Raw genomic sequence first — 16345 nt, 5'->3', positions numbered from 1 at the left:
ATGCACGGCGCCACGCGGCGCCGCCACGGGCTCAGCGGCAGTGGTTACCCGCTCCACAACTCGAATGAAAGCCTCCCAGTTCCTCATTTCCACCCAGAAGGAAGCCCCCGCCGACGCCGAAGTGACCAGCCACAAGCTGATGATGCGAGCCGGCATGATCAAGAAGCTCGGCGCCGGCATCTACACCTGGATGCCCATGGGCCTGCGCGTCGTCCGCAAGATCGAAGCGATCGTGCGCGAGGAGATGAACCGCGCCGGGGCCGTGGAGCTGCTGATGCCGGTGATCCAGCCGGCGGAGTTCTGGCAGGAAACCGGCCGCTGGGACAAGATGGGCCCCGAACTGCTGCGGCTGAAGGACCGGCACGAGCGCGATTTCATCGTGCAGCCGACCAGCGAGGAAGTCGTGACGGATGTCGCACGGCAGGAGCTGCGAAGCTACAAGCAGCTGCCGAAGAACCTGTACCACATCCAGACGAAGTTCCGCGACGAGCGCCGGCCGCGCTTCGGCGTGATGCGCAGCCGCGAGTTCATCATGAAGGACGCGTACAGCTTCGACCGCGACGAGACCGGCGCGAAGCAAAGCTACCAGGTGATGGCGAAAGCGTACCGCGCGATCTTCGACCGCTTCGGCTTGCGCTACCGCGCCGTCGCGGCGGACAGCGGCGCGATCGGCGGCGACCTCTCGGAGGAATTCCAGGTGATCGCCGCGACGGGTGAGGATGCGATCGTCTACAGCCCGGCGAGCGATTACGCGGCCAACATGGAAAAGGCCGAGGCGCTCGCTCCTGCGGGGCCGCGTCCGGAGGCACGTCGGGCCATGCAGAAAACGCCCACACCGGGCAAGAGCACGTGCGAGGACGTGGCGGCGCTGCTGGGCGTGCCGCTGCAGACGACGGTGAAATCCATCGTGCTCGCCACCGATGAATTGAACGAGCGTGGTGAAGTGGCCAAGACGCAGGTGTGGCTGTTGCTGCTGCGCGGCGACCATGACCTGAACGAAGTCAAGGCGGGCAAGGTGCCGGGCCTGAAGAACGGTTTCCGCTTCGCGACCGTCGGCGAGATCGTGGACCACTTCGGCACGAAGCCGGGCTACCTCGGCCCGATCGGCCTGAAGAAGCCGGTGAGGATCGTCGCCGACCGCGAAGTCGCGGTCATGGCCGACTGGATCTGTGGCGCCAACGAGGAAGACTTCCACACCACCGGCGTGAACTGGGGCCGCGACCTGCCCGAGCCCGATCTCGTGGCCGACATCCGCAACGTGGTCGAAGGCGATCCCTCGCCGGACGGCAAGGGTAAGCTCGCGATCGAACGCGGCATCGAGGTCGGCCATATCTTCTTCCTCGGTGCCAAGTACAGCGCGCCGATGAACGCCACCTTCCTCGATGAAAGCGGCAAGCCGCAGCTGATGCAGATGGGGTGCTACGGCATCGGCATCACGCGCCTGCCCGCGGCGGCGATCGAGCAGAACAACGACGAGCGCGGGATCATCTGGCCGGACGCGATCGCGCCGTTCACCGTAGTGGTCTGCCCGATCGGCATGGACCGCAGCGCCGACGTGAAGGCGGCCGCGGAGAAGCTGCACGGGGAACTGCTCGCGGCCGGTGTCGACGCCATCCTGGACGATCGGGGCGAGCGCCCCGGCGCGATGTTCGCCGACTGGGAATTGATCGGGGTGCCGCACCGCGTGGTCATCTCCGATCGCGGGCTGAAGGAAGGCGTAGTCGAATACCAGCATCGCCGCGATACCGCGACGAATGGGACGGCGACCAAGGTGGCGGCGAGCGAAGCGTTCGGCTTCGTGAAGGGCCGCTTGCAGGCGTGATCGGCCGCCGCGCCTGCCTTCGCGCGGCACCGTTCGCGCTCCTCGCGCCGGCGCGGATGGCACTCGCCGGCGCGCAGGTCGAGGAGCCCATCGCCGAGAGTGCGCTCACCGGCTTGCGCTCCGCGATCGCGGGCGATCCTGTCGAATTCCATCGCATCCCGCAACCTTATTTTTCTGACACCGACGCACGCCTGTCCTACCTGCGCTGGCTCGGCGCGATGAGCAAACGGCTCGTGCGCTGGATGGACTGGGAGCAGCGGCGCGACTTCCTGCAGACCGTCTGGTACGAAGCCCGCCGTGCGAGCCTGGAGCCGGCGCTCGTCATGGGGTTGATCCAGGTCGAGAGCAACTTCAACAAGTTCGCCTTGAGCCGGGTCGGCGCGCGCGGCTACATGCAGGTGATGCCGTTCTGGCCGCGCCTGATCGCAGGCACCGATCCCTCGGTGCTGTTCCACATGCAGACCAACCTGCGCTTCGGCTGCGTGATCCTGCGCTACTACCTGCGCGATCGCGAGGGCGGCGACCTGTTCATGGCGCTGGGTCGCTACAACGGCAGCCGTGGCCAGGCGCAGTACCCGCGCGCCGTGCTCGCTGCGCGCCGCGCATGGGAGTGGAAGGACGCTACTGGATGAAGCCGACCTTGCCCTTGCCCGACGCGGGTTTGGGCAGGTCGTCCACCAGGATCTCGCCGCGCGATTCAAGCCGCGCATTGCCGAACCCGGTCATCAGCGCGCGGCGCATGTCGCGCGGTGCGAGCTCCGCGAGCTGGTCCAGCACGTCGTCGCGCGGCTGCGGCTCGAAGTGCCCGCCCCAGCCATGTTCGCGGCGGATCGCCATGTAGAGATTGCGTGCGATCACGCGCGCCATGTCGAGGGAGGGAGCCTCGACCTCGAACACGTTCATCCGGTTCAGGATGGGCTCGGGAATCATCCGGTCGTCGTTGGCCGTCATGATCCAGATCACCTGGCTCGCGTCGATCGCGACTTCGGCGAATTCGTCCATGAAGGCGCCGGCGGTGTCGTGCTCCAGCAGCGAGTACATCGCGCCCAGCGGGTCGTACTGCGCGTCGGCGCTGGCCTTGTCGATTTCGTCGATGACGATCACCGGGTTCGCGTACTGGCCATCGACCAGCGCTTCGAACACCTTGCCCGGCTTCGCACCCTTCCACTGCGATGATGCCCCGGAGAGCAGCCAGCCCGCAGTCATGGAACTCATGGGCACGAGGTTCATGCCGGTGCCGAGCAATTCGGCGAGCTTGCGCGCGAAGTGCGTCTTGCCGATGCCCGGCGGGCCGAGCAGCAGCATCGGCGTGACTTCCAGCCCGTCGCGCGAATCCTGCGACAGCGCGACGTGGCGCCTCACGTCATCGAGCGCCTCGGTGAAGTTGGGCAGTTCCTCGTAGAGGTGCGCCATGTCCGGGAGCCCACTGGGCTTGACCTGGAAGCGCTCCGGCCCGCGCTCGAGCATGCGCTCGTAGGTGGTGCGAAGGCTTTCGTGGTCGCGCGGCGGCAGCTTGGCCAGCTTGCGTTCGACCTCGTGCGGGCGGAACACGTCGCGCAGGTTCGCGATCGGCAGCTTGAAGGACGATGATTGATGAGGAACGAGACTGCGTGTTTCCATGACCACCTCCGCTGTCCATTCCAGCATAAGGTGTGCCGCTCATCAACAGATGGCCGTGGAAGCTCGAGGTATTGTCAGTTCCTGCCGACAGGAACAGCAGCCGCATGCGGCGGCTGCCAATGCGCGATCAGGCGGTGGTACCGAGGACCTGCTGCAGTTCGCCGCTCTGGTACATCTCCATCATGATGTCCGAGCCGCCGACGAATTCGCCCCGCACATAGAGCTGCGGGATCGTCGGCCAGTTGCTGTACTCCTTGATGCCCTGGCGGATCTCGTCGTCCTCGAGCACGTTCACGGTGGTGACCGCCTTCGGGTCCACGCCGCAGGCCTTGAGGATCTGGATCGCGCGGCCCGAGAAGCCGCACATGGGAAAGCTGGCGCTGCCCTTCATGAACAGCAGGATGTCGTTGCCCTTGACCAGTTGGGCTATGCGTTCTTGCACGTCGCTCATACGAATCTCCGAATTGGGGAACATTATCCCAGTTAGGGCCACGTGCCGCCCGAGCAGCGCTCGATACCCGCAAGGTCCCTGCGGCTGGCCACGCGGGCGAAACCGGCCGACCGCAGCAGCTCCCGCACGGGCGTTGCCTGGTCCCAGCCGTGTTCGAGCAGCAGCCAGCCGCCGGGCGCGAGCCGCGCCGGCGCCTGTGCGACGATCCGGCGAATGTCGGCCAGGCCGTCGGCGCCCGAGACGAGGGCGGACGCGGGCTCGTGGCTCAGCGCGGGCAGGTGCGGGTCGCGCTCCGCGATATAGGGAGGATTGGAGACGATCAGGTCGAAGCGGCCTTCAGCACTGTCGAGCCAGGACGCCTGTCGGAACTTCACATCGAGGGCGAGGCGATGCGCGTTCGCGCGGGCCACGTCGAGTGCGGCGGCGCTCGCATCCGTGGCTTCGGCGACGGCCTGCGGGCGGGCCTTCTTGATCGCCAGCGCGATCGCGCCGCTGCCCGTGCCGAGATCGACGATGCGCGGCGCTTCGAGGGCCTGCGCGATCTCGATCGCCCAGTCCACCAGCGTCTCCGTGTCCGGCCGCGGCACCAGCACGCGCGGATCGACCTGCAGGTCCAGGCCGTGGAATTCCTTGTGGCCGACGATGTAGGCGAGCGGCTCGCCCGCGGCGCGCCGCTCGCAGGCGGCGACGTATGCGTCCCGTGCCGGCGCAGGCACGTCGTCCGTGTCGTGCGCGAGCAGCCAGCCGCGGTCGGTTTCGCTGCGGCCGAGTGCGTGCAGGAGGAGCAACTGCGCATCGAGCCGCTCGAGGCCCAGTGCGGCCGCGGCCGAAAGCGCTTGCGCCACGTTCATGCGAGGCCCAGTTCCTCGAGCTGTTCGGCCTTGCGCGCGAGCAGCAGCGCCTCGATGACTTCGTCGAGCTCGCCTTCCATGACCATCGCCAGCTTGTACAGCGTGAGGTTGATGCGGTGGTCGGTGAGCCGCCCCTGCGGGAAGTTATAGGTGCGGATGCGGTCGCTGCGGTCGCCGCTGCCGATCAGGCCCTTGCGGGTGGCGGCTTCCTTGGCGGCGCGCTCGGACCGCTCCTTCTCCTGGATGCGCGCGGCCAGCACCTGCATCGCCTTGGCCTTGTTGCGATGCTGCGACCGGTCGTCCTGGCATTCGGCGACGATGCCGGTCGGGATGTGCGTGATGCGGACGGCCGAATCGGTCTTGTTGATGTGCTGGCCGCCCGCGCCGGAGGCGCGAAAGGTGTCGATGCGCAGGTCGGCCGGGTTGATCTGCACGGCCTGCGCTTCGTCGGGCTCGGGCAAGGCGGCCACGGTGCAGGCGCTGGTGTGGATGCGGCCCTGCGTTTCGGTCGTGGGCACGCGCTGGACGCGGTGGCCGCCCGATTCGAATTTGAGCTTGCCGTAGGCGCCCTCGCCCATCACGCGGACCACGACCTCCTTGAAGCCGCCGACTTCGCCCGGGCTCTCGCTCATGAGCTCGGTGCGCCAGCCCTGGCGCTCGGCGTACTTCGTGTACATGCGCAGCAGGTCGCCGGCGAAGAGCGCCGCCTCGTCGCCGCCCGTGCCCGCGCGGATTTCGAGGAAGCTGTTGCGCGCGTCGTCCGGGTCCTTCGGGATCAACAGGCGCTGCAAGTCGTCCTCGAGTTGCGGCAGCTCCGCTTCGATCGCCGCGATCTCCTCGCGCGCCATCTCCGCCATCTCGGCGTCGCCTTCCATGTCGCGTGCCGCGGCGAGGTCGCTCTCGCGCTGCAGGTACTGGTTGTACCGGTCCGCGATCTCGCTCACTTCCGCATGCTCGCGCGTGAGCGCGCGGTAGCGCTCCATGTCGTTCGCGATCTCCGGCTGCTGCAGGAAGAAATCAAGTTCCTGCAGGCGGACGGGGTAGCGTTCGAGTTGCTGGCGGAGGAAGGGTTTCAACGAGCTAGCGCTCTTTGCGAAGGAAGAAGTGCTGGATCGCGCTCATCGCGCGTTCGCGCGAGGCGGGATCGGCGCTGTGAAGTTCGGCCATCGCGCCGTGCAGCATCTTCTGCGTGAGGCCCTTGGACATGGCCTCGAGCACCGCGTCGACGTTGTCGCCGCGGGCGATCAGCTTTCGGGCGCGCGCGAGTTCGGCGGCACGCCACTCGTCGGCCTGCGCGTTGAGCTGCAGGATCAGGGGCACGTTGCCCCGCTGGTCCAGCCAGTGCAGGAAGCTCTGGACACCGGCGTCGATGATCGCTTCGGCCTGCGCGACGGCGGCCTCACGGTTCTCGCGCCCGGTCTGGACGACGGCGGCGAGGTCATCCACCGTGTACAGGTACACGTCCTCGAGCGCCTTCACTTCCGGCTCGATGTCGCGGGGTACGGCGAGGTCCACCATGAACATCGGCCGGTGCCGGCGTGCTTTCACCGCGCGTTCCACCGCGCCCAGGCCGATGATCGGCAGCGTGCTCGCGGTGCAGCTGATGACCGCGTCGAATTCGTGCAGGCGCGCCGGCAAGTCCGCCAGGCGCATCACTTCGGCGCCGAAGCGCGTCGCGAGCTTCTCGCCGCGCTCCAGCGTGCGGTTGGCGATCGCCATGCCCCTGGGCTCGCGCGCGGCAAAGTGCGTGGCGGCCAGCTCGATCATCTCGCCGGCGCCGACGAAGAGCACGCGGATCTTGTGCAGGTCCTCGAACAGCTGGCTGGCCAGGCGCACGGCGGCGGCGGCCATGCTGATCGAATGGGCGCCGATCTCGGTGGAGGTCCGCACCTCCTTGGCCACGGCGAACGAGCGCTGGAACAGCTGGTTCAGGGTGGTGCCCAGCGCGCCGGCCTGGTCGGCCACGCGCACGGCGTCCTTCATCTGGCCGAGGATCTGCGCTTCGCCCAGCACCATCGAATCGAGGCCGCTGGCGACACGGAACGCGTGACGGGCCGCATGCGCGTCCTTGAGGGTGTACGCGTGCGAGCGCAGCAGGTGGGGCGAGACGCCGCCGGAATGCGCGAGCCAGTCGAAAGTGCGCTCGATATCGCTGTGCTCCCCGGCACAATAGATTTCGGTGCGGTTGCAGGTGGACAGGATCGCGGCCTCCGGCTTGCGGGCCAGCGCGTCGCGCAGGGCGCCCAAGGTGGGCTCGAGCTGGTCGATGGCGTAGGCGAACCGCCCGCGCAGGTCGAGCGGCGCGGTGGTGTGATTGATGCCCAGGGTCCAGACCGCCATGGCCGTGATTATAAAATTTGTCGAAATTTCAAGCACTTGCGGTACCGCAAATGCCCCCCGGTTGACATGCTGCTGCACTTTGTTGGTTTCGTCGCGCCGGCGTTCTTCGTCTCACTGGCCGTGGTTTTTGGCGCACGGCTGGTCATGGGCGGGGCGCCGCCGTTGCCCTGGTGGACGCAGTTCGGGATCAATTTCACGGTCGGCATCGCGGTGCTGGCCGCAGGCCTGTGGCACTTCGGGGTCGACGGCAAGATGGCGACCTATGCCGCGCTGGTCGTCACCGTCGCCTCCGCCCAATGGCTGGGCAGCCGCGCCTGGAAACCTTGAGTTCGTGCGCGCAGGACGCACAATGATTCCATGACGACCGCCCAAAGACAGCAAATCACCCCCCAGCTGCGGCAGTGGATCATCGAGCAGGCCCAGGCTGGCCACAGCGCCGAGTCGGTCCTGAAGTCGATGCTGGCCTCCGGCTGGAGCGAGGACGTGGCCATCGAAGCCATGGAAAGCACCTTGCGTGGGCACCTCGAACAGCAGGCAGTGGCTCAGGGCCTGCCGCCGGCGGCGCGCGTCCCCGAGCCGCCACTGGATGAATCGCCCTTGTACATCGATGCGGGCGACCGCCGCGTGAGCGTGCTGCAGGCCATGTACAACCCGCGGGTCATCGTGTTCGGCGACCTGCTCTCAAGCCAGGAATGCGACGAGCTCATCGCCCTCGCGACGCCGCGGCTGGCCCGTTCGCTCACGGTGGCGACGAAGACCGGCGGCGAGGAGGTCAATGCCGACCGGACGAGCAACGGCATGTTCTTCCAGCGCGGCGAGAACGAGCTCGTGCGGCGCATCGAGGCGCGGATCGCGCGCCTCCTGGGCTGGCCGGAGGAAAACGGCGAGGGCCTGCAGGTGCTGCACTACACGCCCGGCACCGAATACAAGCCGCACTACGACTATTTCGACCCGAAGGAGCCCGGCACGCCGACGATCCTGCGCCGCGGCGGGCAACGCGTCGCCACGGTGATCATGTACCTGCATGAGCCGGAAAAGGGCGGTGGCACGAGCTTCCCCGACGTCCACATGGAAGTCGCACCCAAGCGCGGCAACGCCGTGTTCTTCAGCTACGAGAGGGCGCATCCGTCCACGAAGACGCTGCATGGTGGCGCGCCGGTGCTCGCAGGGGAAAAGTGGATCGCGACCAAGTGGCTGCGCGAGCGGCGGTTCGAGTGAAACGCTGCGAATGAGGGTGCGCGCCAACGGCATCGCCATCGAAGTCGAGGACACGGGGCCGGCGGATCGCCCGGCGGTCCTGCTGGTCATGGGCCTGGGCATGCAGCTGGTCGCGTGGCCCGATGCCTTCGTCGACGCGCTGGTCGATGCAGGCTTTCGCGTCGTGCGCTTCGACAACCGCGACGTCGGCTTGTCGCAGCATTTCGACCACCTGGGCGTTCCCAACATCGTGTGGGAAAGCTTCAAGCACCGCTTCGGCCTCGCCGTGCATGCGCCTTACAGCGTGCAGGACATGGCGGCCGACACGCTCGGCGTGCTGGATGCGCTGGGCATAGCGCATGCGCACGTGGTCGGCGTGAGCATGGGCGGCATGGTGGCGCAACGCGTCGCCCTGGCCGCGCCGCAACGTGTGCTGTCGCTCGCGAGCATCATGAGCTCGAGCGGCGCGCGCTACCTGCCGGGCCCGAAGCCGCAGGTGATGCAGGCCTTGCTGTCCCGCCCCGAGGGCCGCGGCGAGGCTGCCATCGTCGAGCACTATGTGCGCTTCTTCCGCGTGGTCGGCAGCCCGGGTTTCCCGATGGACGAGGCACAGCTGCGCGAGCGGATCCTCCTGTCGACCCGCCGCAGCCATCACCCGGCCGGCACCTTGCGCCAGATCACCGCCGTCGCGGCCGACACCCGCCGCGCCGACGAACTGCCTCGTATCAAGTCGCCCACGCTCGTGCTTCACGGACGGGCCGACCCGCTGGTGCCCTTGGCCTGCGGGCACGACACGGCACGGCGCATCGGCCGCGCGAAATTCCACGTCATCGACGGCATGGGGCACGATCTGGTGCCGGGCGTGGTCCAACACCTGCTCGAATACCTGGTGCCCCACCTGCAAGCCGCGTCATGAACACGCCCGAACAGTCACAACTCGGCAAGCCCGCGACTTACGCGGACCACTACGATCCGTCGCTGCTGTACCCGATCGCGCGTGAGCCCAAGCGGCGCGAGATCGGCCTGTCCGGCGCGCTGCCGTTCTTCGGTGCCGACCTCTGGACGGCCTACGAGTTGTCGTGGCTCACGCTGCGCGGCAAACCGCAGGTGGCCATCGCCCACGTCACCGTGCCGTGCGAGACGCCCAACATCGTCGAGAGCAAGTCCTTCAAGCTGTACCTGAACAGTTTCAGCAACACGCCGTTCGCCGGCAGCGACGAGGTGCGCGAGCGCATCCGCGCCGACGTGAGCGAGGCCGTATGGCGCGGTGCCGCGACGCGATCCAGCGTCGGCGTGCGCATCCTGATGCCCGAGGAGTTCGATGCCGAACCGATTCACGAACTGGATGGCCTGAGCCTGGACCGGCTGGACATCGAGTGCACGCAATACACGCCGGCACCGGGGTTGCTGAAGGCCGCCGTCGGTGAACAGCCGGTGCAGGAGACGCTCGTGAGCAACCTGCTGAAGAGCAACTGCCTCGTGACCGGGCAGCCCGACTGGGGCAGCGTGCAGGTGAGCTACAGCGGGCCGCAGATCGACCAGGGGTCACTGCTGCAGTACCTCGTGAGCTTTCGCAACCACAACGAGTTCCACGAGCAATGCGTGGAGCGGATCTTCATCGACCTGTGGACGCGCTGCCGCCCGACCCGGCTTGCGGTGTATGCGCGCTACACGCGGCGCGGCGGACTGGACATCAACCCGTTCCGCAGCAGCCACCCGATGGCAGCGCCGAAGAACGTGCGCACCGCGCGGCAGTAATCAGCCCCGTTCGAAGAATGACGGCAGGGGAGTGAGCGGCGGGAAGTCCCCCGCGCGCTTGTCCTTGCCCGCGGCGATCGCCTCCTGCACGTGCGCCGTGCTCCAGACCGCGCCTTGCACCCAGCCCATCTGCTTCAGTGCATCGTCGACGCCATGATCGCGTGCGTAGTGGATGACCTGCTTCGTGCCCCATATCGCGACCGGCGGCTTGGCCGCGATCTCGTTCGCGCATTGCATCGCGGCGGCGAGCATCGCTTCCTGCGACTCGAACACCTCGTTGACCAGCCCGCAGGCCAGCGCCCGCTGTGCGCCCAGCCGGCGGCCGGTGTAGGCCAGCTCCTTCACGATGCCCAGCGGCACGAGTTTGGGCAGCCGCTGCAGCGTACCGACATCGGCGACCATGCCGATGTTGATCTCCTGGATGCAGAAGAACGCGTCGGCCGTCGCGTAGCGGATGCAGCAGGCCGTCACGAGGTCCACCGCGCCGCCGATGCAGCCGCCATGGATCGCGGCGATCACCGGGATGCGCAGCGTCTCGAGCTTGCTGAACGTCGCCTGCAGTTCGGCCACGACGTCGGCCACGGCGGCGCGTCCTTCCGGCGTGCGGTCGTCGAGCAGCGCGTCGCCGAAAGTGTCCAGCGCCATGCCGGCCGAGAAATGCTTGCCGGTGGACGAGATCACGAGCGCGCGGGCCGTGCCCTCGCGATGCAGGCGGGCCAGGACTTCGTCGAGTTCACGCCAGAACGCCGGGCCCATCGTGTTGAGGGCCTGCGGGCGGTTCAGGACCAGGTGCGCGACGTGGTCCTGCTCGGTGAGGGAAAAGCACTCCATGGACGCTCCTTGCGAGGAGCATCGAATGTAGCGCGCGCGGGCTCGCTCAGCGCACGGCGGCCGGTTGCCAGTCGCAGCGCAGGCGCCCCTGCCGGTGCGCCTTCAGGCGCCAGGCGACGTACAGGCTCGGGGCGGCCGTGGCCAGCGCGCACAGCGGCATGCTCCACAGCGCGTCGAAGGCGAACGCCGGCAGCCAGCCCACCCAGCCCATCACCCACAGCGTGAGCATCGCGTCCCAGGTCTGGTATTCCACGGGATGGTCGTTGCGATGCGCGACGTGCCACTTCTTGATGCGCTGCAGTTCATCGAGACTCATGATCCCTCCGGATGGGCCGCCTGTAAGTTCGGAGTAAGTTCAATGTAAGTTCCGCGTAAGCGGTCGTCAAGCTCTCTGCAGCAGCAGCTCGAATTGATCGAAGGCGTGCGGCACGGCCAGGCCGACCGCGCGCCGGCCTGGTCGCGCAGCCTGCCTCAGCCCTGGCGCTGGAACAGCACCAGCCGTGCTTCGCGGGTCACGTCGGCCTTGCGGGCCACGATGTCCACGTCGTACTTGGTGCCCGGCATCGGATACGGCGTGCGGAAGCTGAACTCGAAGAAGCCGCGCGCGTCCGCCTGGACGGTGTCGTTGAACACCTGCTGCGCCACACCGAACTGGCCGACCACCGGCGGCGCCGCCTGCACGCGCACCTGCACGTTGGCGAACGGCGCCGTGCGGCCCTGCACGCGGGCCACATCGCCCTGGATCGTGCCGTTGTTCGGGTGGCTGACGATCTCGATCGGGATGTTGGCCGGCGCCATCGCGACCAGCGGGTGGTCGAGGTTGACCGACGCGATGCGATCGCCCCAGCGCAGGTTACCGACCACCGCGCCGTTCGGGTTCAGCTGCTCGCCTCGGCGGACGGTGTAGGTACCTTCATAGAAACCGGGGCGCACTTCGCGCAGTGGCACGTTGTTGTCGATGCCCGGCAGGTCGACGTAGGCCCGGCTCGCGCCCGGGGCGCCTTCGATCGCGAAGCGCAGCACGGTGCCCGGCTCGGGGCTGTCCACCGGCGGCGCGGTGAAGCGCGTGATGCGCAGCTCCTGCGGTTGCGGCGGCAGCTGGGCCGTCGCCAGGTTGTCCGGCACGTTGTACTGCGCCACCGCCGTGCGGTTGCCGCTGCGCAGGATGGCGCGGATCGGCGCGCCCGGCTCGATGCTGTCGCTGCGCGTGATCACATATCGCCCCACGTACAGGCCGCGCTCGACTTCGCGCAGCGGGATCGGATCGCGCACGCCGCGGATGCGCACCATCGCCTGGGCGCGGGGCGTGCCTTCCATGCGGAAGCGCAGGCGCGAACCAGGCAGCAGGCCGGCGTCGCTGCGCACTTCGAGCGACTGCACCTCGGGCGCGACCTGCGCGAAGGCTGCCGTGGGCAGCGTGGAAAGCGTGACGGCTGCCGGGGCCAGCAGGAACATGGCGGCGACCGTGCTTCGCAGTTGGGCTTTCATGAGGGGCTCCTTTCCAGGAAGTCGATACACCTAGTTAACGGCGCTGCTCGGCCTTGGTTTGTAGGCAGGGCCGGGCTGCCGGGGTAGGACTCGCCTGCGCGCACCGCCTTCGATACGATGCGCGCCATGGAGAACCTGGACGATTGCCTGAAGTGGCTCGACAGCCTCGAGCGTGCCCCGTCAGTGACGGCGACGGGCGCCTGGCCTCTGTCGGCTGTGCTCGAGCATCTCGCGCAGAGCATCGAGATGAGCATGGAGGGTTTTCCGCAGTCCAGGGGTGCGCTGTTCCAGAACACGGTGGGCAAGGCTGCCTTCAGCGTGTTCCGGCTGCGCGGGCGCATGAACCATGGCCTGGCGGAGGCCATTCCCGGCGCGCCCGCCCTGTCAGGCGGTGCCGACTGGCGGCCCGCAGCGCAGCGCCTGCGTTCGTCGATCACGCGATTCGATGGGTACACGGGCCCGCTCAAGCCGCACTTCGCCTATGGCTTGCTGTCGAAGGAGGACTTCGCCCTGGCGCATCGCCTGCACATCGCGAACCACCGGGACGAGATCGTCACCGGCGCCTGAGCGTCAGAACAGGTCGAGGGTGGGCTCGCTGGCGCGATGTGCGCGGGCCGGCGCGATTTCGTCCGGCGCTTGCCGCTGCGCTTTCGCGAGCTTGCCCACGCGCACGCCGAGCAGGCGCAGCTTGCGCGAGAGGTCCACGCGCTTGAGGCACTGGCCCGCGACCTTGCGGATCGTGGGGCCGTCGGCGGTGAAGTATTCGATCGTGCTGTCGCGCGTGGCGATGCGGAAGTCGTCGTAGCGCAACTTGATGCCGATCGTCTTGCCGACGTAGCCCTTGCGCTGCAGGTCTTCGGCGACCTTCATGCACAGGTCGGTGAAGATGGCGCCGAGTTCCGCCTTGTCGCGCGCGGGATGCAGGTCGCGGTCGAAGGTGGTTTCGCGGCTCATGGAAACCGGCTCGCTCTCGGTGACCACCGGGCGGTCGTCGCGGCCCCACGCCGCCTCGTGCATCCAGGCGCCGTAGGACGGGCCGAAGTTGTCCACGAGCCATTCGCGGTCGGCCTTCGCGATGTCGCCGATGGTGTGCAGGTGCAATTTGTGCAGCTTCACCTCCGACTTCGGCCCGATCCCGTTGATCTTGCGCACCGGCAGCGGCCAGATTCTTTCCTGCACGTCCCGCTCGTACAGCACGGTGATCCCGTTGGGCTTGTTGAACTCGCTCGCCATCTTCGCGATCAGCTTGTTCGGCGCGACACCGATCGAGCAGGTGAGGCCCGTGCGCTCGAAGATGGCTTTCTGGATCAGCCGCGCGAGCACGCGGCCGCCCTCGCGCTGCCCGCCCGGCACTCCCGTGAAATCGACGTAGACCTCGTCGATGCCGCGGTCCTCGATCACCGGCGCGATCTCCGCGATGGTGGACTTGAACGCACGCGAGTACCGGCGCACCTCGTCGAAATCCACCGGCAGCACGATGGCCTGCGGGCACAGCTTGGCCGCCTTCATCATGCCCATCGCGGAACCGACGCCGAACTGGCGGGCCGGGTAGGTCGCGGTTGTGATCACGCCCCGGCCGACGTAGTCCTTCAGCAGCGGGAAGGCTTCGGCAGGGACCTCCGCGAGCGGCCGGCCGGCAAAGCGCTCGCGCACCATCTCGTCGACGCGCCGCCGCCCGCCGCCGATCACCACGGGCAGGCCCTTGAGCTGCGGGTAGCGAAGCAGCTCGACGGACGCGAAGAACGCGTCCATGTCCAGGTGCGCGATGCGGCGGATGGGCGTCACGCCAGCGATTTTGCCCGGCGCCCGTCCGCTCCCCGTCCCTTGTGCGGCAGATCACTGACGGATTCCGGGCGCGTGCCGAAAATGCGCGGTTCAGAGGAGCGCGGAGGTGGGCATGAAACCCTGGCTGAAATGGACCTCGGGCGTCATCGGCGGCCTGGTGGTGCTGGTCCTTGCAGCGGCGGCCGTCGGCTGGCAGATGGCCGATGCGAGGATGACGCGCAGGATCGAGATTGCGCCGCAGCCGGTCGCGTACGCCGAGGACAGGCAAACGCTGGAGCGCGGGCGTTACCTGTTCGAGTCGCGCGGTTGCGCCGACTGCCACGGCGCCAACGGGGCCGGCCACCTGTTCATCGACGACGGGGCCCTGAGGGTCGCGGGGCCGAACATCACGAGCGACGGCGTGACGGCGCGCTACCAGCCGGCCGACTGGGAGCGCACGATCCGCCACGGCGTGAAGCCCAGTGGCCGGCCGCTCATGGTCATGCCCAGTGAAGACTACAACCGGCTCACCGATGCGGACCTGGCGGCGATCGTCTCGTACGTGAAGCACCTGCCGCCGCAGCAGGGCGGCGAGGCCGTCCTGCAGTTGCCGCCCCCCGTGCGCATCCTCTACGGCTTCGGCGCGATCAAGGATGCGGCCGCGAAGATCGATCACAGCCTGCCGCCTGCGCAGCCGGTGGAGGCGGGCGTCAACGTGCGGCACGGCGCCTACGTGGCCAACATGTGCATCGGCTGCCACGGCGAGCATCTCTCGGGCGGCAAGATCCCGGGCGGTCCGCCCGCGTGGCCTGCGGCCGCCAACCTCACTCCGGGCGAAGGCTCGGTGATGACCCGCTACAAGGACCCAGCCGCGTTCATCGGCATGCTGCGCTCGGGCAAGCGTCCGGACGGCAGCGCGATCCAGGTGATGCCGTTCGGCGCGTTGTCCAAACTGAGCGATGTCGACGCCCAGGCGCTGCATGCCTACCTGCAGACCGTCCCGCCGCGGCCCGCAGGCGGCCGCTGATCAGCGGCGCTTCATCAGGATGCTGCGGTCCACCTTATTGATGTCGGTGCGGCCGCAGAAAGCCATGGAGAGGTCCAGCTCCTTCTGGATGATCTGCAGGGCCTTCAGCACGCCTTCCTCGCCCATCGCGCCCAGGCCGTAGATGAACGAGCGGCCGATGTAGGTGCCCCTGGCGCCCAGCGCCATCGCCTTGAGCACGTGCTGGCCGGAGCGGATGCCGCCGTCCATGTGCACCTCGATCCGGTTGCCCACGGCATCGACCACATCGGGCAACGCATTGATCGACGACTCGGCGCCATCGAGCTGGCGGCCGCCGTGGTTGGAGACGATGATCGCGTCGGCGCCGGTTTCCACGGCGAGCTTCGCGTCCTCGACATCCTGGATGCCTTTGAGGATCAGCTTGCCGCCCCAGCGGCTCTTGATCCACTCGACGTCCTTCCACGTGAGCGCCGGGTCGAACTGTCGGGCCGTCCATTCGGACAGCGAGCCCATGTCCGACACGCCCTTCACGTGGCCGACGATGTTGCCGAAATCGCGCCGCTTCGTGCCCAGCATGTGCCAGCACCAGTAGGGTTTCGTCGCGAGGTTCACCAGGTTGCGCAGCGTCGGCTTGGGCGGCGTGGAGAGGCCGTTCTTCAGGTCCTTGTGGCGCTGCCCGAGGATCTGCAGGTCCAGCGTCAGCACCAGCGCCGAGCAGTTGGCCGCCTTGGCGCGGTCGATCAGGCTGTTGATGAAGTCGCGGTCGCGCATCACGTACAGCTGGAACCAGAACGGGTGGCCGTCGGTGCCCCGGGCGACGTCCTCGATCGAGCAGATGCTCATGGTCGACAGCGTGAACGGCACGCCGAATTGCTTGGCCGCGCGCGCCGCGAGGATCTCGCCGTCGGCGTGCTGCATGCCGGTCAGGCCCACCGGCGCCAGCGCCACCGGCATGGCGACGTCCTGGCCGACCATCTTCGTGCGCGTGGTGCGCTTGTCGATATCCACCGCCACGCGCTGGCGGAACAGCCAGTTGTCGAAATCCGCCTCGTTCGCGCGGTAGGTGCTGCCGGTCCACGAGCCCACGTCGGCGTAGTCGTAGAACATGCGCGGGACGCGTTGCTGCGCGAGCACGCGCAAATCTTCGATGCAGGTGATGACGGGCACGGTGAATGTCTCCTCTTCCGTGCCTCGAATGCTACCGGCTCGCGCGAGGG

The 16345-nt window shown here is 67.9% G+C and carries 18 protein-coding genes; 8 read left to right on the top strand and 10 right to left on the bottom strand.

What is annotated here, in order from left to right:
- Positions 1-64: 64 nt before the first annotated feature.
- Positions 65-1822 carry a proline--tRNA ligase gene (locus tag AC3EF3_RS13710; RefSeq protein WP_488532706.1) on the top strand — a complete coding sequence of 586 codons (1758 nt, stop codon included), beginning with the start codon at positions 65-67 and terminating at the stop codon, positions 1820-1822.
- Complete coding sequence (locus AC3EF3_RS13705) at positions 1819-2454, top strand: lytic transglycosylase domain-containing protein (protein ID WP_488532705.1); 636 nt, start codon at positions 1819-1821, stop codon at positions 2452-2454. Before AC3EF3_RS13710 ends, AC3EF3_RS13705 begins: the two co-directional genes overlap by 4 nt.
- Here the strand turns inward: AC3EF3_RS13705 and AC3EF3_RS13700 are convergent.
- The 5 genes from AC3EF3_RS13700 to hemA form a co-directional block, all read right to left on the bottom strand.
- Positions 2444-3442, bottom strand: coding sequence for an AAA family ATPase (locus AC3EF3_RS13700; RefSeq protein WP_488532704.1), 999 nt, complete (start codon positions 3440-3442; stop codon positions 2444-2446). The two genes, AC3EF3_RS13705 and AC3EF3_RS13700, sit on opposite strands and share 11 nt — an antisense overlap.
- A 127-nt stretch (positions 3443-3569) precedes the next feature.
- Positions 3570-3893: a Grx4 family monothiol glutaredoxin gene (grxD, locus tag AC3EF3_RS13695; RefSeq protein WP_488532703.1), complete on the bottom strand. Its 324-nt coding sequence runs from the start codon at positions 3891-3893 to the stop codon at positions 3570-3572.
- 32 nt (positions 3894-3925) lie between these two features.
- Entirely contained in the window at positions 3926-4744 is an 819-nt protein-coding gene (gene prmC / locus AC3EF3_RS13690; protein WP_488532702.1) for a peptide chain release factor N(5)-glutamine methyltransferase, read from the bottom strand.
- On the bottom strand, positions 4741-5820 hold the full coding sequence (gene prfA / locus AC3EF3_RS13685) for a peptide chain release factor 1 (RefSeq protein ID WP_488532701.1): 1080 nt from the start codon (positions 5818-5820) through the stop codon (positions 4741-4743). The genes prmC and prfA overlap by 4 nt, the downstream gene beginning before the upstream one ends.
- A gap of 4 nt (positions 5821-5824) precedes the next feature.
- Positions 5825-7084, bottom strand: a complete 1260-nt coding sequence (gene hemA, locus AC3EF3_RS13680; protein WP_488532700.1) for a glutamyl-tRNA reductase — start codon at positions 7082-7084, stop codon at positions 5825-5827.
- 66 nt (positions 7085-7150) lie between these two features.
- Between hemA and AC3EF3_RS13675 the strand changes: the two genes are divergently transcribed.
- The 4 genes from AC3EF3_RS13675 to queF are packed head-to-tail and all read left to right on the top strand — an operon-like array spanning position 7151 to position 10039.
- Complete coding sequence (locus tag AC3EF3_RS13675) at positions 7151-7411, top strand: hypothetical protein (RefSeq protein ID WP_488532699.1); 261 nt, start codon at positions 7151-7153, stop codon at positions 7409-7411.
- Between the two features lie 30 nt (positions 7412-7441).
- Complete coding sequence (locus tag AC3EF3_RS13670) at positions 7442-8302, top strand: 2OG-Fe(II) oxygenase (RefSeq protein ID WP_488532698.1); 861 nt, start codon at positions 7442-7444, stop codon at positions 8300-8302.
- Positions 8303-8312: 10 nt separating this feature from the next.
- Positions 8313-9197 carry an alpha/beta fold hydrolase gene (locus tag AC3EF3_RS13665; RefSeq protein WP_488532697.1) on the top strand — a complete coding sequence of 295 codons (885 nt, stop codon included), beginning with the start codon at positions 8313-8315 and terminating at the stop codon, positions 9195-9197.
- Positions 9194-10039 (top strand): NADPH-dependent 7-cyano-7-deazaguanine reductase QueF, encoded by an 846-nt coding sequence (gene queF / locus AC3EF3_RS13660; RefSeq protein WP_488532696.1) that lies wholly within the window; start codon positions 9194-9196, stop codon positions 10037-10039. The genes AC3EF3_RS13665 and queF overlap by 4 nt, the downstream gene beginning before the upstream one ends.
- On the opposite strand, the gene AC3EF3_RS13655 is transcribed toward queF, so the two are convergent.
- The 3 genes from AC3EF3_RS13655 to AC3EF3_RS13645 form a co-directional block, all read right to left on the bottom strand.
- The gene (locus tag AC3EF3_RS13655) at positions 10040-10870 is read right to left on the bottom strand and encodes an enoyl-CoA hydratase-related protein (RefSeq protein ID WP_488532695.1); all 831 of its coding nucleotides are present in this window, start codon (positions 10868-10870) and stop codon (positions 10040-10042) included.
- A gap of 46 nt (positions 10871-10916) precedes the next feature.
- Positions 10917-11186 (bottom strand): hypothetical protein, encoded by a 270-nt coding sequence (locus AC3EF3_RS13650; RefSeq protein ID WP_488532694.1) that lies wholly within the window; start codon positions 11184-11186, stop codon positions 10917-10919.
- Between the two features lie 155 nt (positions 11187-11341).
- Positions 11342-12358 (bottom strand): hypothetical protein, encoded by a 1017-nt coding sequence (locus AC3EF3_RS13645; RefSeq protein WP_488532693.1) that lies wholly within the window; start codon positions 12356-12358, stop codon positions 11342-11344.
- Positions 12359-12484: 126 nt separating this feature from the next.
- Between AC3EF3_RS13645 and AC3EF3_RS13640 the strand changes: the two genes are divergently transcribed.
- Positions 12485-12925, top strand: a complete 441-nt coding sequence (locus AC3EF3_RS13640; RefSeq protein ID WP_488532692.1) for a DUF1569 domain-containing protein — start codon at positions 12485-12487, stop codon at positions 12923-12925.
- A gap of 3 nt (positions 12926-12928) precedes the next feature.
- Here AC3EF3_RS13640 and AC3EF3_RS13635 read toward each other — a convergent pair whose 3' ends face one another.
- Complete coding sequence (locus tag AC3EF3_RS13635) at positions 12929-14110, bottom strand: Y-family DNA polymerase (RefSeq protein ID WP_488533791.1); 1182 nt, start codon at positions 14108-14110, stop codon at positions 12929-12931.
- A gap of 145 nt (positions 14111-14255) precedes the next feature.
- Between AC3EF3_RS13635 and AC3EF3_RS13630 the strand changes: the two genes are divergently transcribed.
- Positions 14256-15149: a c-type cytochrome gene (locus AC3EF3_RS13630; RefSeq protein WP_488532691.1), complete on the top strand. Its 894-nt coding sequence runs from the start codon at positions 14256-14258 to the stop codon at positions 15147-15149.
- Here the strand turns inward: AC3EF3_RS13630 and AC3EF3_RS13625 are convergent, their stop codons facing one another.
- Positions 15150-16295, bottom strand: coding sequence for an alpha-hydroxy acid oxidase (locus tag AC3EF3_RS13625; protein WP_488532690.1), 1146 nt, complete (start codon positions 16293-16295; stop codon positions 15150-15152). It abuts the gene before it with no gap.
- Positions 16296-16345 lie beyond the last annotated feature (50 nt).

The organism is Ramlibacter sp. GS1-15, from assembly GCF_057785015.1.
The sequence above is the reverse complement of the archived record's forward strand: the minus strand, read 5'-3'. Positions and strand labels throughout refer to the sequence as shown.

Bases quoted from the DNA above. Each gene is read 5' to 3' on its own strand.
- AC3EF3_RS13710 (WP_488532706.1), top strand. From the start codon at position 65: ATGAAAGCCTCCCAGTTCCTCATTTCCACCCAGAAGGAAGCCCCCGCC.
- AC3EF3_RS13700 (WP_488532704.1), bottom strand. From the start codon at position 3,442: ATGGAAACACGCAGTCTCGTTCCTCATCAATCATCGTCCTTCAAGCTG.
- grxD (WP_488532703.1), bottom strand. From the start codon at position 3,893: ATGAGCGACGTGCAAGAACGCATAGCCCAACTGGTCAAGGGCAACGAC.
- prmC (WP_488532702.1), bottom strand. From the start codon at position 4,744: ATGAACGTGGCGCAAGCGCTTTCGGCCGCGGCCGCACTGGGCCTCGAG.
- hemA (WP_488532700.1), bottom strand. From the start codon at position 7,084: ATGGCGGTCTGGACCCTGGGCATCAATCACACCACCGCGCCGCTCGAC.
- AC3EF3_RS13675 (WP_488532699.1), top strand. From the start codon at position 7,151: ATGCTGCTGCACTTTGTTGGTTTCGTCGCGCCGGCGTTCTTCGTCTCA.
- AC3EF3_RS13670 (WP_488532698.1), top strand. From the start codon at position 7,442: ATGACGACCGCCCAAAGACAGCAAATCACCCCCCAGCTGCGGCAGTGG.
- AC3EF3_RS13665 (WP_488532697.1), top strand. From the start codon at position 8,313: ATGAGGGTGCGCGCCAACGGCATCGCCATCGAAGTCGAGGACACGGGG.
- queF (WP_488532696.1), top strand. From the start codon at position 9,194: ATGAACACGCCCGAACAGTCACAACTCGGCAAGCCCGCGACTTACGCG.
- AC3EF3_RS13655 (WP_488532695.1), bottom strand. From the start codon at position 10,870: ATGGAGTGCTTTTCCCTCACCGAGCAGGACCACGTCGCGCACCTGGTC.
- AC3EF3_RS13650 (WP_488532694.1), bottom strand. From the start codon at position 11,186: ATGAGTCTCGATGAACTGCAGCGCATCAAGAAGTGGCACGTCGCGCAT.
- AC3EF3_RS13645 (WP_488532693.1), bottom strand. From the start codon at position 12,358: ATGAAAGCCCAACTGCGAAGCACGGTCGCCGCCATGTTCCTGCTGGCC.
- AC3EF3_RS13640 (WP_488532692.1), top strand. From the start codon at position 12,485: ATGGAGAACCTGGACGATTGCCTGAAGTGGCTCGACAGCCTCGAGCGT.
- AC3EF3_RS13635 (WP_488533791.1), bottom strand. From the start codon at position 14,110: ATGGACGCGTTCTTCGCGTCCGTCGAGCTGCTTCGCTACCCGCAGCTC.
- AC3EF3_RS13630 (WP_488532691.1), top strand. From the start codon at position 14,256: ATGAAACCCTGGCTGAAATGGACCTCGGGCGTCATCGGCGGCCTGGTG.